A 15,610-nucleotide genomic window follows, 5' to 3' on the forward strand; every position below is an offset into this window, starting at 1 on the left:
AAGGTCGTCGGTCTCAAGACCGAACGCACCCAGCTCGACGGCACCGGCAACGTCAAGGGCACCGGCGAGTACAAGCAGTGGGACGTGCAGGCGATCTACCGCGCCGTCGGCTACCTGTCGCAGAACATCACCCAGCTGCCGTTCGACGACCAGGCAGGCACCGTGCCCAACGAGGCAGGCCGCGTGATCGCCGACGAGGCCGCCGAAGGACCGGCCCGGTTCATGCCCGCCACCTACGTGACCGGCTGGATCAAGCGCGGACCGGTCGGCCTCATCGGCCACACCAAGGGCGACGCCAACGAGACCATCGCCTGCCTGCTCGACGACGCCAAGGACTTCGCCCCGGCCGCCAAGCCGGAACCCGAAGCGGTCACCGAGTTCCTCGAGGGCAAGGGCATCCCGTTCACCACCTGGGCCGGCTGGTACCGCCTCGACGCCCACGAACGCGCCCTCGGCGAGCCCGAAGGCCGCGAGCGTGTGAAGGTCGTGGAGCGCGAGGACATGCTCCGCGCTTCCGAGCCGAACAAGGTCTAGGGGCGAGCCCCGGACTCGCCGGTCCGGGGTCGGGTGAGGCATTCTGATACACGTGTTCGATGCGCACGTCCACATCATCGATCCGCGGTTTCCGCTGATCGAGAACGAGGGCTACCTACCCGACCCCTACACCATCGCGGACTATCGAGAGCGCATGGCGCCCTTCGATGTTCGCGGGGGTGCCGTAGTGAGCGCCTCGTTCCAGGGGACCGACCAGACATATCTGAAGGCAGCCATCGCCGCGCTCGGCGACGGCTGGGTCGGCGTCACCCGGCTCGACCTCGACGCCACCGACGACGAGATCCTCGACCTGGACCGGGCCGGGGTGCGAGCGCTGCGGTTCAACCTCAAACGCGCCGCCGCCGACATCACCCAGATGACCGTGCAGGCCCTGCGCGCCCACGAGCTGGCCGGCTGGCATGTGGAGCTCTACATCGACGGCCAGATGCTGGCCTCGCTGCAACCGGTGATCTCCAAACTGCCCGCGCTGTCGATCGATCACCTCGGCATGTCGCAGGAGGGTCTGCCCTATCTGCTCGATCTGGTCGACCGCGGTGCCAGGGTGAAGGCGACCGGGTTCGGCCGCGTCGACATGGATGTGGCCGAGACCCTGCGCCGCGTGCACGCCGTGAACCCCGGCGCGCTGATGTTCGGCTCCGACCTGCCGGGCACCCGCGCGGGCAGGCCGTTCGCCGACACCGATATCGACCTGATCTGCCAGGTCGTCGGCACCGACATGCACGCCGTCCTGGAGGACAACGCCCGCGCGGCCTACCGCCTGCCCGCGGTGCAGCGGCCCGCGGCCGACCCGCTGCCGACCATGCCGATCCCGCGCACCGACAACCCGACGCTGCCCATCCCCCGCGCCGAATTACCCACCGCGGGAATTGAATAGCACCCGGCCCTACTCAAACGATCACCACGCCGGCCAGCCAGACGCCCGCGGCGATGAGGGCGCCGAACAGTTCGACCACCATCGACAGGCCGACGCCTTTGAGCGCGTGCACGGTGGCGGGCCAGGCCAGCTCGTTGGTCTTCAAGCGGTACAGCTCGGCCAGGTACACGCCGAGGACGAAGCCGATGAACAGGCCGACGACCGGGATGACGAAGAAACCGACGATGCCGAACAGCGCGCCGACCAGCAGCGCCTTGTTCGACACTCCCGCCTCGCGCATCCGCCTGCCGGGCCAGGTGTATTTCACGACGCCGGAGAGCACCAGCGCGATCGTGGCGATCGCGAAGACCACCCATGCCGTTGTTCCGCCGGTGAGGAAGGCCCACACGGCGACGGCGGCGAAGATCAGGATGACGCCGGGCAGAATCGGCACGATCACGCCGATGATGCCGACCAGAATGACGAGGCCGACGAGGACCTCACCCCACACGCTCACTACCGGTTCCTCCCGTAACGGCGCCGGGTCGCGCCACCGGAATTCTCGCCCATGGTCTACCGGGGCCGCCATCGGAGACGATATTGTCGTTGTGTCAATACGGTTCGACGAGGAACAGAGGTCAGGTGTGAGTACCACTGCCAGGACGGGGCCCCTCGCGGGCATCAAGGTCATCGAGCTGGCCGGGATCGGCCCCGGGCCGCACGCGGCGCTCCTGCTCGCCGACCTGGGCGCCGACGTGGTCCGGGTACAGCGTCCGGGCATGATGCCCGGCTACATGGAGCGCCCGCAGTGGCGCGGCCGGACCATTGTCGAGGCGAACCTGAAGGATCCGGCCGATGTCGCCAAGATCCTCGACCTGGTCGAGAAGGCCGACGTGCTGCTCGAGGGCTTCCGGCCGGGTGTCACCGAGCGTATGGGTCTCGGCCCCGACGACGCGCTGGCCCGCAACCCGCGCCTGGTCTACGGCCGGATGACCGGCTGGGGACAGTTCGGTCCGCTGGCCGACCGCGCCGGGCACGACATCAACTACATCTCGCTGACCGGCGTACTCAACGCCATCGGCCGCAAGGGTGAGCGCCCGGTGCCGCCACTGAACATGGTGGGCGATTTCGGTGGCGGCTCGATGTTCCTGGTGTTCGGCGTGCTCGCCGCCCTGGTCGAGCGGCAAGGCTCCGGCAAGGGCCAGGTGATCGACGCCGCCATGGTCGATGGCGCGCTGGCCCTCTCGCACATGATGTGGGGCATGCGCGGGGTCGGGCTGTGGTCCGACGAGCGCGGCACCAACCTGCTCGATACCGGCATGGCGTTCTACGACACCTACGAGACCTCCGACGGCAAGTACATGGCCGTCGGCGCGATCGAACCGCAGTTCTACGCCCAGTTGCTGGCGGGGCTGGAGATCGACCCGGAGGGTCTGCCCGCGCAGATCGACCCGAACGGGCAGGACCAGCTGCGCAAGCTGTTCGCCGACAAGTTCAAGACCAAGACCCGCGACGAATGGGCCGCGATCTTCGACGGCACCGACGCCTGCACCACCCCGGTCCTCACCTTCACCGAGGCCACCGAGAACCCGCACATCGCGGCACGGACCGGCCTGATCGAAATCGAGGGCGTCGTCCAGCACGCGCCCGCGCCGCGCTTCTCGCGCACCCCTGGCGGCGTACCGACCCCGCCGCCCTCGGAGACCACCCCGATCGAATCGGTCTGGGCCGACTGACCACCGGCCTGTCGTCGATGGTGGCACCATCGACGACAGGCCGACCGGAGCTCTCGGCGGTCACGGAATGGCGAGCACGAGTTTCAGCGCGCTGTCGACGGCAAGAATCGTTGCCGGAGAAATCGTTCCGAGCAGCACCCCTAATTCGTCGCGATGCAACGCGAGAAGTGATGCGGACCGTGGTGCGGCTGATCAGTAGCAGGTGAGCGGTTGGAGCGGGTCGGCGGCGCGCGGGGACAGCGCCTCGTAGGCGGTGGCGATCGCCTTCACCGCCAAGCGCAGTTCGGGTTCGGGGTGGGTGAACGGCAGCCGCAGGAAGCGTTCGAAGGCGCCCTGCACGCCGAACCGCGGCCCCGCGGCGAGCAGCACCCCATGATTGGGCGCGGTGGCCGCCAGCGCGGTGGAGACCGGGCTCGGCAGCTGGGCCCAGACCGACATGCCACCGGCACCGGGCTCGGCATGCCATCCGGGCAGGTTCTCGGCGATCGCGTCGAGCAGGGCGGCGCGCTGGGCGCGCAGCTGGCCGCGGCGGCGCTCCAGGATGTTCTCGGCGTGCTCGAGCAGATGCACGGTCGCGAGCTGATCCATCACCGGGGTGCCGAGGTCGACGGTCGAGCGGATGCCGAGCAGCTTGGTGATCAGCGCCTGGTTGGTGCGGATCCAGCCGACCCGAAGGCCACCCCAGAACGACTTGGAGGCCGAGCCGATGGTGATGATCTCCGAGCCCTTGGCGAACGCGGCCACCGGCGCGGGCATGGGGGCCTCGGACAGGTTCAGTTCGCTCATCGACTCGTCGACGACGATGGTCATCCTGGTGTCGCGGGCGATGGCGGTCAGCTCGGCGCGGCCCGCCTCGTCGAGCAGCAGGCCGGTCGGATTGTTGAAGTCGGGCACCAGGTAGGCCAGCGTCGCCGCGGTCTGCCGCGCCGTGCTACGCAGCCCGTCGAGATCCCAACCGGCATCCGGCGATTCGGGACGCAACGGCACGGGGATCGGACGGGCGCCGACGTCGCGAATGGCCTCGATGGCGTTCGGATAGCTGGGATGCTCGATCAGCACGCGGGCCGCGGGCGAAGTGAGCACATTGAGCAGCAGCCGAAGCCCGTGCTGCGCACCGAGAGTCACCAGGATCTGATCGGGCTCGGTGGGCAGGCCGCGCGCGGTGTAGCGGCGGGCCAGCGCCTCGCGCAGCGCGAGTACGCCGACCGGATCCATGCCGTGCGTGCCCAGATACGGCGGAATACCCTGCAGTGCGGTGGAATACGCCTCGTGCAATTCTGGCGGCGCCGACATCGCCGCGTAGGTCATGTCGATCGTCGGCAGTTCCGGCTGGGCCATCAGGGCCATGATCCCGCGTGTCGGTTTGGCGCCGTCGTGCGCTACCGCGGGCGGCAGCGCCACCGTGCTGCGGGAACCCTGGCGGCTGATCAGGTAGCCGTGCTCGCGAAGCAGCGCGTAGGTGGAGGTGATAGTGGTCCGGCTGACACCGAGGGTGGCGGCCAGATCGCGCTCACTCGGCAGCGCGACGCCGAGCGGGGCGCGACCGTCGTGGATCAGCAACCGGATGGCCTCGGCCAGCGCCAGGTAGGCGGGCCGGTGCGGGCGGCGCTCGGGAAGGTCACCGTCGGGTTCGGGGTCGCGCCACCGCCCGAGGTCACGGGCAAGGCCGGACGCGCCGATCACTCTTGTCGCCATGAAGTCCAGTATTCCGTAAGTGGATATTTCTCGGCAAGGCCAGTTAGTGGATTCTTGCGATATGACCACCTTCCTCGTCCTCGCCGCCGTCGCCGTCATCGGACTCACGGCGTATCGCTTCTCGCCCACATCCGCGGACACGCGGTTCTGGCCATCCTTCCGATCGGCGCACGATCACGCCTTCGACACCTACGACGACCAGCGCCTGCACCGCGAGCTGGACACCATGCGGGCGCGCGCGGACACCGCCTAGGACGTGGCACCGACTCCCACCACACCAGTCCAGTATCCGAAAACTGGACCTTCCGATGCGGATAGGCGCGGTCCGGTCGCCGCGTGAACCTGTCACCGGGTGGGCGCACACTGTGCCCATGAGTTCCGGTACCAGGATCGAACCCGTCGCGGCGGCGCTGTTCGACACCGCGATCGGGCTGTGCGCCATCGCCTGGCACGGCGACACCGTCGTGCGGTTCCAGCTGCCAGAGGCCAGCGAGGAGGAGACGCTCGCCAGGATCACCCGGCCACTGGCAGGCATGCCGGTCGCCGAGGGCGAACCGGGGCAGGCGGTCACCACCGCGATCGCGGGCATCCGCGCGCACCTGGCCGGCCACCTCGACGCGCTGCGCTGGATCGACGTCGATCCCCGCGGCGCACCGGAGTTCCACCGCGCCGTCTACACGGTGACGCGTGAGATCGATCCAGGCCGCACCATGAGCTACGGCGATATCGCCGTCAGGATCGGCGCGCCCGGCTCCGCCCAAGCCGTCGGACAGGCGCTCGGCCGCAATCCGGTTCCACTCATCATCCCGTGTCATCGGGTACTGGCCGCCGACCACGCGCTGCACGGCTTCTCCGCCCCTGGCGGGGTCGGCACCAAGGCGCGTCTGCTCGAACTCGAGCGTACGCCGGGTTTCGGCGAGCCGATGCTGTTCTGATCGGTCGACTATCCGCCGCATCGATGAGTTCCTGGCCTGCGCGTCGTCGATACGAGTGACGGCACGGCGACCGAACGGGTAGCGGCGGGAAGCCCTGCCGACCTGCGCGGGACGCCTCGCGTACCGTCGAGTCCGACCCGAAACCGAGAGGAACCACCCATGCAGACTGTGACGTCGGCCGATGGCACCACGATCGCCTACGACCGGATCGGGACCGGCACGGCGGGCACGGTCATCCTGATCGGCGGCGCGTTCAGCTATCGCGAGTTCCCGACCATGGTCGAGCTCGCCGAGACGCTGGCGAAGGATCACGATCTGACGGTGCTGAACTACGACCGACGTGGGCGCGGCGACAGCGGCGACTCGCCCGGGGTGTACAACGTCGCCAACGAGATCGCCGATATCGCCGCGCTGATCGAGGCCGCGGGCGGACAGGCCGCGCTGTTCGGGTGGTCCTCCGGCGCGGCGCTGGCACTGCTCGCGGCCAAGACGCTGCCCGCGGTCACCGAGGTGGTCGCGTTCGAGCCGCCGTTCGTCGTCGATGCCAAACACCATGTGCCGCCGCAGGATCTGGAAGCCAAACTGCATCCGATGATCGCCGCGGGCGAGCGTAACAAGACGGTGCGGTACTACATGACCAAGGCCATGGGCATGCCGTGGCTGATGGTCGCCGCCATGCGGCCGACGCCGTTCTGGAAATCCCTTGCCGCGAACTCGAATTCGACCGCGCACGACTGGGCGGTGATGAAGCCGTACATGAGGGGGAAGGCGCTGGATCCGGCCGACTGGAGTGGAGTCACCGTGCCGGTGCTGGTCCTCGCCGGCGAGCGCACCGCACCGCTGCTCATCAAGGGCGCCAAGGCCGCGGCCGAGGTGCTGCCGAACTCCGAGTTCGCCGGTCTGCCCGGAGTGAGCCACAACCCGAAGGCGTCGGCGCTCGCCCCAGTAGTCGGCGAATTCCTCACGCGCGCACGCTGATCGGTGCGCTCGGCGTCGTCTTCGCCGCCAGATGGTCACGGTTTCGCGCCCGGCGGGTGTTCCTGGCATTCTCGATCGCCGCCGCTACTTGCGCGGCCGGTGGAGCGGCAGGGGCGCACCGATGTGCACGCCCACGACGGGCTGACGGTGCCGCCGTTCCCGAACCTGGTGCTCATGTACAGGCGATGGCCGATCGGCGCAGGCATCCAGCGCCCGCGGCGCCGAGCTGCCGGTTCGGCCGCACGCCTCCGGGGTGATCACGGTAGTGGGCGTCTCGCCGACCGCTATGGCGGTGGCGGGTGGTCGCGGTAGAACTGGCACGCGTCGCCGGTGAGATAGCCGTCCATGCAGGCGAAGTACGTTTGTACGCACGCGTTGCTGACGCAGCCCGCCGTGTAGAGCATCCCGCGAATACGCTCGTTGCGCTGTTGCGCCTGGTCGAGCATCTCCGCGGGCGGGGCGCTCGTTCGAACCGGCGACGCGCTGATCTGCCGCGCCGGTCCGGATGAGGAGGCGCAACCGGCCAGGGCCGTGAGCGCGACGAGTACCAGCCCGCACAGTCTCCCGCGAACAGTCATCCGCCACCTCCGATCCCGCGAGCCCCCTCCATCATCCCGGCACCGCGGCCAAAGCACGAACCCGAGAGCTGGACAGGTGATCACCAGGCGGTGGTGCGAGCGTTTCGCGAGTGGAATCCTGCACTATCGCCTGATGATCTTGAACTGGTGGCGCGGGCGCGGTCAGAGGGTGGCGCCGTAGCCGCTGCCGAGTACGCCACCGGCGACGGCGCCCGCGGCGGCGGCGGGAATGCCGAGTGCCGCGGCGCCGACGGCGGCCCCGACGCCCGCACCGATCGCTGCACCCGCGCCGGTGGCCGCCGCGGCGATGGGCCAAGCGGCCACGAATCCGCCCGTGATGATCGGGACCGCCGCGGCACCCGCGGTAGGGACAGCGGCGGCACCCGCGAGGATCGCGGTCGCACCCGCTGTACCTGCGGCGCCGACCGCGAAACCGATGCCGGCGCCGACACCGGCACCGATCAGCCCGCCGCCGACCGCGCCGACCGCGGCGGCAGGCACACCGGCGACGGCGGCACCCGCGAGCGCACCGCCGACGGTGGCGGCGGCGATCTTGTCGGAGCGGCTCGGGTTGATACCGATCGAGCGGCCCTGGGTGGCGATGGCGGCTTCGACGTCGGCGGCGGTGGTGTTCACGCCGTCGAGGAGCTCGCCGGGGACCTCGTCGGGGACGGGACTGGTGAAGTCGCCGACGCGCAGGGTGCGCGGGGGCGGGGCGATGGGGGCCACCGGCTCGACCGGCTCCGGGAGGTGCAACTCCTCGATGACGACCGGCGGAGGCGGCGTCGTGTACTCGGGCACCGGCCGCGACTCGGGCCGCGCCGGCTCCGGCGCCAGCCGCTGCAGCGTGTCGGGGGTATCGAAGTTGCCGAGTTCGGAGCGGCCCTCCTCGGCGGGCGCCGGGGTGTTGATGCCCGGCTGAGCGGGCGGCTGAGTGACCCCAGGCTGCGGCACCGCCACCGCGACACCGGCACACGCCACGGCCAGCGCCATCGGCAGCGCACCGACGATCGGGCGCGCGACGCGCCGCACCGTCGAATTGTTCACATCATCGGACCGACGGTTCACGCCGAACACCCACTCACACACTCGCCGAAACGCGACACGTCCCCGCGTGCCGCGCAGCGACGATAGCGTTAGCCGAACGGATGCTGTCAAATCGATAGCGAGTCGACATCACCCGCGCGTGTCGCCCCCGAACAGCGGAAACAACCGGCTACGCCGAGCGAAAAGCGCGCATGAACCGCATGCTGACCACCAACCAGCCCGCGCGCCCAGGCCCCGAGAAGGTGCACACCGCGCAGCGTCGGAACCGTCCGGTCCCGTCGAGACCCAAGGTGGCCGCGACGCGAGGACGCGAGCGCGCCAGCGCTCAACCAAACACAGCGCCTCGAGCGCGCCACCCAACCCGACCCCGTGGAGGGTCCGACCCGTCAGCGGCGGTCGAGCGCGCCAGCGCTCCAAACGAGCGCCGCAGCGTCACCACCCAACCCGTCCCCGCACGACCCGACCTCGAGGAGGGTCCGCCGCGCAGCGGCGGTCGCGGCCGTCCCCGTCGATCAGGCGCCGTTTCGCAAGCGACGAAGGAGCAAGAAACGGCGCCTGATCGACGGGGACCAAGGGGCCGCGACACGAGCGCGCCAGCGCTCCAACTAACAGAGCACGTCGTGGCGGACGATGGTCTGGTCGCGGCCGGGACCGACGCCGATGCAGGAGATCCGCGCGCCCGAAAGCTCTTCCAGCCGAAGCACATACGCCTGCGCGTTGGCCGGCAGCTCCGCGAAGGTGCGGGCGTGCGAGATGTCCTCCCACCAGCCGGGCATCTCCTCGTAGATCGGCTTGGCGTGGTGGAATTCGGTCTGGGTGGTCGGCATCTGCTCGACCCGCTCGCCGTCGATCTCGTAGGCGACGCAGATCGGCACGGTATCCAGCCCGGACAGCACGTCGAGCTTGGTGAGGAAGTAGTCGGTGATGCCGTTGACGCGGGTGGCGTACCGGCCGATCACGGCGTCGAACCAGCCGCAGCGGCGGGCACGCCCGGTGGTGACACCCACCTCGCCGCCGTTCTTGGCCAGGAACTCACCGAAGTTGTCGAACAGTTCGGTGGGGAACGGGCCGGAGCCGACGCGGGTGGTGTAGCACTTGAGGATGCCGAGCACCGTGTCGATCTTGTTCGGGCCGATGCCGGAACCCACCGCGGCGCCGCCGGAGGTGGGGTTGGACGAGGTGACGAACGGGTAGGTGCCGTGGTCGACGTCGAGCAGCGTGCCCTGCGAGCCCTCGAGCAGAATCGTGTCGCCGCGCTCGAGCGCCAGGTTCAGCTCGAGCCTGGTGTCGGAGATGCGGTGCTTGAACGACTCGGCCTGCGCGAGCACCTCGTCCACCACCTGCTGCGGGTCGAGCGCGCGGCGGTTGTAGATCTTCACCAGCACCTGGTTCTTGAACTCCAGTGCGGCTTCGACCTTCTGGGTGAGGATCTTCTCGTCGAGCACATCGGCGACGCGGACGCCGACGCGGGCCACCTTGTCCTGGTAGCAGGGGCCGATGCCGCGGCCGGTGGTGCCGATCTTGCGGCTACCGAGGAAGCGCTCGGCGACCTTATCGATGGCCACGTGGTACGGCATGATCAGGTGCGCGTCGGCGGAGAGCAGCAGGCCGGAGGTGTCGACTCCGCGCTCTTCCAGTCCGGCGAGTTCCTCGAGCAGCACACCGGGATCGACGACGACACCGTTGCCGATCACGTTCTTCACACCAGGGGTGAGGATGCCGGACGGGATCAGGTGCAGCGCGAACTTGTCGCCATTGGGGAGCACGACCGTATGGCCGGCGTTGTTGCCGCCCTGATAACGGACCACCCACTGCAACCGCTCACCGAGCAGATCGGTAGCTTTGCCCTTACCCTCGTCGCCCCATTGGGCACCGATGAGGACGATTGCCGGCATTTCGGAGTCTCCTACAGATCGACGGCAGCACACGTTCGCACTGCAGCTACCTGCCGTACTGAGGCGGTGGCCGGAGACACAGTCTAGCCGACACCCGTTCGGAGCCACCCGACCTGCCCCGCCCGGGTCGCCACCCCCGACCACCCGGAGCAGCACTATCGGTTACGGTTACCAGTCGGCAGGGGGCTTTGCCGTGTGCTTGTGGGCGACACACCGTCGGCCGAACCGAGGAGGGTGTACCGCAGTTTGAGTACCCACGTTCTCCGATGTGGTGACATACCGGTCCCGATCGCGCTCACCTCGCTACCGACCACCCACACCGGCCAGTTGCCCGATACCGAGGTGATCGACGAACTACTGCCGGTCCTCGCCGCCGACAGCCTGCCGCGCCTGATCGTGCTCGGCTCCGACGCCGCCCTCGCCACCGTGCTCACCCATCTGATGCGCACCGAGCGGCTGCACGTGGAGGTGGGTTTCGTTCCGGTCGAGACGACCTACGCCTCCCGCGTGTATCAGACGCCGACCGGCAATACCGCCGCCAAGATCGCGATCGAGGGCAGGGCCATCGAGACGCCGCTGATCCGCGACGACACCGGCACCGTGCTGGTCGGCCGGGCCACCATCACCGGCGTGGACGGTGGCAAGCTGGAGGGCGAAGCCTACGTCGACGACACGCTGCTGTTCAGCGGCGCCGTGAACACCATGCTGATCTCGCCGACCATGACCATGCCCGGCGTCCGCGCCCGCGTGCGCAAGGGTTTCCGCAAGCGCACCTGGGTCGCGGGCCGCGCCGCCCAGCTCGGGACCCCCGGCGCGATCGTCACCCGCGACGGGATCACCGCCGCGCGCACGGTCCCGCGCTCCACTTTCTACCGCTTCGAACACCCCTGGTTGCTGGTGCGATGACCTATTCGTTCACCCCTGGCAGGCGCGCCGATCACAGTGCGGTGCGGCCGAGTCCTGTCTTCCTGCTCATCGTGCTGATCACCGTGGCCGGTGGCGCCCTGGCCTGGGACGCCGACCTCCGCTCGGTCCAGGCCAAGGCAGGCGTGTTCGTGCTCGTCGTGTTCGGCTGGGTGGTCAGCCTGTGCCTGCACGAATTCGCCCACGCCTACGTGGCCTGGCGGGCGGGCGATCACGAGGTGGAGATGCGGGGGTATCTCACCCTCAATCCACTGAAGTACAGCCACCCGGTGCTGTCGATCGGACTGCCGCTGGTGTTCATCGCGCTCGGCGGGATCGGGCTGCCCGGCGGTGCGGTGTATCTGGACACCTCCCGGTTCAGTTCCGCGGTGCGGCGACTGGTGAGCGCGGTCGGTCCGGCGTCGAACCTGCTGTGCGCCATCGTGCTGTTGATCGTGATCAAGGCGTTCGGATCGGCCCAGGAGCACGCCGCGTTCTGGTTCGGGCTCAGCTTCCTCGCGTTCTTGCAGATCACCGCGTTTCTGCTGAACATTCTGCCGGTGCCCGGGCTGGACGGGTACGGGATCATCGAACCGTCGCTGCGTTACGAGACCCGGCGCGCGCTCGAGCAGATCAAGCCGTACGGCATGCTGATCCTGTTCGCCGTGCTCTTCTTCACGCCGCTGAACCGGGTGTTCTTCGACAGTGTTTACGCATTGTTCAGCTTGTCCGGGGTACCTGAGTTCTGGGCTGCGTACGGTAGCCAGTTGACCCGGTTCTGGTACTGAGTCTCGCAGCGCGAATCACCCGTATCGTGCACTAGCCTGTACCGGGCCATTCCCGATCCCGGAACGGAAAGCGCGCATGGGCACCACTGAAGACTCGCCCCCTGTCCTGTCCGTCGTCATCCCAGCTCTCGACGAAGCCGCCGGCATCGCCGCCTGTCTGGAGCGCCTGGTCGGCCAGCCCGAGATCGACGAGATCGTCGTCGTCGACAACGGCAGCACCGACCGCACCCGCGACATCGTCGCCGAACTCGCCGACCGACATCCGAAGATCACGCTCATCGACGAACCGCAGCGCGGGGTCGCGCATGCCCGTAACGCCGGGTTCGCGAAAGCGCGCGGCGACTACCTGGGCCGCATCGATGCCGACACCCTCGTCGGACCGGACTGGGGTGCCACTGTGCGCGCCCACCTCGACGCCAACCCGGACACCATGGCGGTGACCGGCATCAGCACGTATCACGACTCCCCGATCGGCTTCTTCCTCGCCGCGGCCATCGGCGGCCAGCAGCGACTCGGCCTGATCAAGAATCAGCCCGTCGGCAACGTGCACGGCGCCAATATGGCCATCCGGCGCAGTGCGTGGGAAAAGGTGCGCTCGGCCACGACCACCCGGCGCGACCTGCACGAAGACCTCGACTTGGCACTGTGCCTGACCAAGGCGAAGCTGCGGATAGACCAGCTGCCGCCGCTTCGCGCGGAGATCTCGGCGCGCCGCCGCCAGACCCCACCCGCCACCTGGTGGCGGTACCAGGTGCGCGGTCTGCAGACCATCGCCAATCAGGGCTACACCGTCGTGCCGTTCCACCGGGCGGTGATCACCGGCGCGTGGGTGATGCACACCTCGCAGTGGCCGATCTACCGGGCCTGGGACTTCGACCGCAAGCGCTTCTCGCTGCGCCCGATGCGGCCGCGGGTCTCCCCCGTCGGCGACTGAGCACTCACTCCTGCGGGGTCACATACGGATTGGGCACGGTGGGCGGGAGCAGCGCGATCGCCGAGATACGCTGCATCCCGCACACCACCATCAGGTCGACCACGATCGACCGGATCTGCGCGAACACCACGTGCGCCGAGAGCCCGGCACCGGCTACCAGCTCGGGGTCGGCCTGCTTGGCGACGCTGCGCAGCGCGCGAGCCGCCTCCGCCTGATCCGGCTGCTCGCCCGGATCGGCCAGCATCATCCTGCGCACCACATCGGTGACCTTGCCGAGCTGGTCGACCAGCTCGATCAGCCGTGGGTCGAGCACCTCGTCGTCACGGACCAGGGTGAGCGAACGCCGCAGCAGCACACGGGTGTTGCGGACCGCGTTGTCGAGCGGGTCGGCGGTCGAATGGATGCGTTCGAGGCGTTTGCGTGAGTTCCAGTACAGCGGCGAGATCCGGCTGATCTCACGGCCGCCCTCCAGCGCCGAGCGCAGCGCGTCGATCTGACCTTGCGTGGCGCGCACGGCGGTCAGCGCCGCGTGCACCTTGTCCGAGTCCTGCTCGAGCAGGCCGTCGGCACAGGTGATCATGGATTTGCTCATGACCGCGAGTACGTCGGCGGCATGCTCGCGCGCCCTGCGCACCGGATGCAGCGGGATCAGCCCGACCATCACCACCCCGACCAGGCCACCGACCAGCGCGTCGATCATCCGGCTCGGACCCTCGGCCGAGGATTGGCTCAGGGTCGAGACCAGCACCGCCGAACCGGCCGCTTGGATGGAGATGATCGAGCCGCCGTCGAGGAACACCGCGCACGCCATGGCGATGGCGACGACCAGCCCGACCTGCCAGACACCGGTGCCGACCTGCGCGATGAACAGGTCACCGATGCCGATGCCGACGGCGACCCCGACCACCAGCTCCACCGAACGGCGCAGGCGCGCGCCGAAGGAGATGCCGATCGAGACGATCGCGGCGGTCGGGGCGAAGAACGGCTCGGGATGGCCGATGATGTTGTGGGCGATGAACCAGGCCAGCGCCGCCCCGAGCGAGCACTGGATGATCGGGATCGCCGACAGCCGCAACCGCACCGAGGACCGTTTGAAGCGGTCGACGGTGCTGTCCTTGGCTGCGGCGACTACCGGGGTGGCCGCGGCGAAGACCGGACGTTCGCTCACCGGCGGATCGGGTTCGGCCTCGGTCAGTCCAGACCGAGTTCGGTCGCGGCCCGCGGATCACAGTCCTCGAGCAGGTCGAGGCAGCGGGCGTATTCCTCGGTCTCGCCGATCACCTTCGCGGCCGAGGCCAGCGCGCCGACGCTGCGCAGGAAGCCCTGGTTCGGCTCGTGGTTCCACGGAACAGGGCCGAAACCCTTCCAGCCGTTGCGACGCAGCAGGTCGAGGCCGCGGTGGTAGCCGGTGCGGGCGAAGGCGTAGGCGGCGATGACGTCGTGGTTGACCTCGCCGTCGGCGCGCCGCAGGGCGTTCTCGGCGAGCTGGGCCCAGGCGATCGACGCGGCCGGATGGGCCGCGGCGACCTCGACCGGGTCGGTGCCGGCCGCGATGGCGTCCTCGGCGTCGATCAGTTCGGGAAGGAGGACCGGCTGCGGTCCGAGCAGGTCACCGAAGGAGGTCATGCGTTCATTGTGCACCGCGCCGTGTTCGCCCGTGCTCCGGCCCGCCACGGGTGATCGGCGAACTCGCCCGCGTGGCGCGCATTAGGCTGACATGCGAGTGGAACGTTCGAGCCTGAGCGAGGGGTGTTAGGTGTCCGACCCGACCGACGAGAACAACACGGCAGCCGAGCCTGCCGATCCCGGCGCGCCCGGAAGCGGCGGCGCCGATTCGTCGAGCACCGACAAAGCCGCTCCCCGGTCGGCCCCGGACGCGGTGACCGAACCCGGCACGCCCACCGTTCCCCCGGCGACCGCGGAAACGGTGGTCATCCGGCGCGATACGCCGGCGGCGGATGCCGGAAGGCAGAGTCGTGGTCCCTCGGGCGACGCGCGGGGCGACCGCGTCGGTGGTGGCGCGCAGGCGGCAGACCAGGTGCCGCCCCACCGGACCGATTCCGAACGGTCCGGTGCACCGGATCCCGGTGAACGACGCGACCCCGCGCCGGGCGCAGGCGCGCAGCGGCCCGGCAGCGGACAGCCGAGCCCACGTCCCGGTGAACAACGGCCCGGCAGCGGACAGCCCGATCCAGGTGCAGGCGCGCAAGGGCACGATCGCGGGCAGCCCGGTCCGCAGGGTGGTCGGCCGTTCGGCGGGCAGGGTCGCGGTGAGGCAGGAGGCGACCGGCCGTTCGGTCCAGCAGGCGCGCCTCGCCCCGGTAATACCCCTGGCAGACAGCAGGTTCCGAACCCCGCAGCCCCGCACGGTTCCGGCTCCCCTCGGCTCGGTGCGCCCGGACCGGGACCAGGACCAGGCGGACAGCCTCCGCGCCGCGCGCAGCCCGTCGGCCGCGGACGGAACAACCCTGGGACACCGCAGACTCCGCCCGGCGGACCCGGTCCACAGAGGCCCGGACCGGGCGGGCCTGGCCCGTACGATCCGGGCCACCCCGGACCGGGCCGTCGCCCGACCGACCCACCCGGCGCGAGCGCGCAATCCCGCCAAGGAAACGTTCAAGGTGGGCCGCGGGCACAGGGCACAGGCCACGCCGGGAACCTCGCTGGTGAGCGACATCCCGGGCAGGGAGTGCCCGCTCGACCTTCCGGCGAC

General features: G+C 69.5%; 15 protein-coding genes and 1 pseudogene. 9 read left to right on the plus strand and 7 right to left on the minus strand.

All coding sequences use genetic code 11. The features are described from left to right. Nucleotides 1–534: pseudogene (locus ACFOW8_RS01545) on the plus strand (pyridine nucleotide-disulfide oxidoreductase); the annotation flags it as partial. Between the two features lie 52 nt (nt 535–586). After that, entirely contained in the window at nt 587–1,429 is an 843-nt protein-coding gene (locus ACFOW8_RS01550) for an amidohydrolase family protein (protein WP_378544263.1), read from the plus strand. A gap of 13 nt (nt 1,430–1,442) precedes the next feature. Here the strand turns inward: ACFOW8_RS01550 and ACFOW8_RS01555 are convergent, their stop codons facing one another. Continuing rightward, nucleotides 1,443–1,925, minus strand: coding sequence for a DUF456 domain-containing protein (locus ACFOW8_RS01555; protein WP_378544266.1), 483 nt, complete (start codon nt 1,923–1,925; stop codon nt 1,443–1,445). A 127-nt stretch (nt 1,926–2,052) separates the two neighbouring features. Between ACFOW8_RS01555 and ACFOW8_RS01560 the strand changes: the two genes are divergently transcribed. Further along, nucleotides 2,053–3,144, plus strand: a complete 1,092-nt coding sequence (locus ACFOW8_RS01560; RefSeq protein ID WP_378544269.1) for a CaiB/BaiF CoA transferase family protein — start codon at nt 2,053–2,055, stop codon at nt 3,142–3,144. Between the two features lie 192 nt (nt 3,145–3,336). On the opposite strand, the gene yczR is transcribed toward ACFOW8_RS01560, so the two are convergent. Further along, complete coding sequence (gene yczR, locus ACFOW8_RS01565; protein ID WP_378544272.1) at nt 3,337–4,839, minus strand: MocR-like transcription factor YczR; 1,503 nt, start codon at nt 4,837–4,839, stop codon at nt 3,337–3,339. 61 nt (nt 4,840–4,900) lie between these two features. On the opposite strand from yczR, the gene ACFOW8_RS01570 reads away from it, so the two are divergent. From ACFOW8_RS01570 to ACFOW8_RS01580, 3 genes are all read left to right on the plus strand, one after another. After that, a complete protein-coding gene (locus ACFOW8_RS01570; protein WP_378544275.1) occupies nt 4,901–5,092 on the plus strand; it encodes a hypothetical protein in 192 nt (63 codons plus the stop codon). Between the two features lie 118 nt (nt 5,093–5,210). After that, nucleotides 5,211–5,774 carry a methylated-DNA--[protein]-cysteine S-methyltransferase gene (locus ACFOW8_RS01575; protein ID WP_378544278.1) on the plus strand — a complete coding sequence of 188 codons (564 nt, stop codon included), beginning with the start codon at nt 5,211–5,213 and terminating at the stop codon, nt 5,772–5,774. A 159-nt stretch (nt 5,775–5,933) separates the two neighbouring features. Further along, nucleotides 5,934–6,752: an alpha/beta fold hydrolase gene (locus ACFOW8_RS01580; RefSeq protein ID WP_378544280.1), complete on the plus strand. Its 819-nt coding sequence runs from the start codon at nt 5,934–5,936 to the stop codon at nt 6,750–6,752. 284 nt (nt 6,753–7,036) lie between these two features. Here the strand turns inward: ACFOW8_RS01580 and ACFOW8_RS01585 are convergent, their stop codons facing one another. The 3 genes from ACFOW8_RS01585 to ACFOW8_RS01595 form a co-directional block, all read right to left on the minus strand. After that, a complete protein-coding gene (locus tag ACFOW8_RS01585; RefSeq protein WP_378544282.1) occupies nt 7,037–7,330 on the minus strand; it encodes a hypothetical protein in 294 nt (97 codons plus the stop codon). 162 nt (nt 7,331–7,492) lie between these two features. Continuing rightward, entirely contained in the window at nt 7,493–8,362 is an 870-nt protein-coding gene (locus ACFOW8_RS01590; RefSeq protein WP_378544285.1) for a hypothetical protein, read from the minus strand. A 620-nt stretch (nt 8,363–8,982) separates the two neighbouring features. Next, on the minus strand, nt 8,983–10,272 hold the full coding sequence (locus ACFOW8_RS01595) for an adenylosuccinate synthase (RefSeq protein ID WP_378544288.1): 1,290 nt from the start codon (nt 10,270–10,272) through the stop codon (nt 8,983–8,985). A 246-nt stretch (nt 10,273–10,518) separates the two neighbouring features. Between ACFOW8_RS01595 and ACFOW8_RS01600 the strand changes: the two genes are divergently transcribed. The 3 genes from ACFOW8_RS01600 (at nt 10,519) to ACFOW8_RS01610 (ending at nt 12,897) form a co-directional block, all read left to right on the plus strand. After that, entirely contained in the window at nt 10,519–11,178 is a 660-nt protein-coding gene (locus tag ACFOW8_RS01600; protein ID WP_378544291.1) for a hypothetical protein, read from the plus strand. Beyond that, nucleotides 11,175–11,963, plus strand: a complete 789-nt coding sequence (locus ACFOW8_RS01605; RefSeq protein WP_378544294.1) for a site-2 protease family protein — start codon at nt 11,175–11,177, stop codon at nt 11,961–11,963. The genes ACFOW8_RS01600 and ACFOW8_RS01605 overlap by 4 nt, the downstream gene beginning before the upstream one ends. A 76-nt stretch (nt 11,964–12,039) precedes the next feature. Next, complete coding sequence (locus ACFOW8_RS01610; RefSeq protein WP_378544297.1) at nt 12,040–12,897, plus strand: glycosyltransferase; 858 nt, start codon at nt 12,040–12,042, stop codon at nt 12,895–12,897. A gap of 4 nt (nt 12,898–12,901) precedes the next feature. On the opposite strand, the gene ACFOW8_RS01615 is transcribed toward ACFOW8_RS01610, so the two are convergent. Together ACFOW8_RS01615 and ACFOW8_RS01620 are read right to left on the minus strand one after the other, a co-directional pair. Next, a complete protein-coding gene (locus tag ACFOW8_RS01615) occupies nt 12,902–14,065 on the minus strand; it encodes an FUSC family protein (RefSeq protein ID WP_378544300.1) in 1,164 nt (387 codons plus the stop codon). A 23-nt stretch (nt 14,066–14,088) separates the two neighbouring features. After that, entirely contained in the window at nt 14,089–14,523 is a 435-nt protein-coding gene (locus tag ACFOW8_RS01620) for a DUF3151 domain-containing protein (protein WP_378544303.1), read from the minus strand. Nucleotides 14,524–15,610: the final 1,087 nt, after the last annotated feature.

The sequence above is a fragment of the Nocardia rhizosphaerae genome, assembly GCF_042650365.1.
GTDB classification, from domain to species: Bacteria; Actinomycetota; Actinomycetes; order Mycobacteriales; family Mycobacteriaceae; genus Nocardia; species Nocardia rhizosphaerae.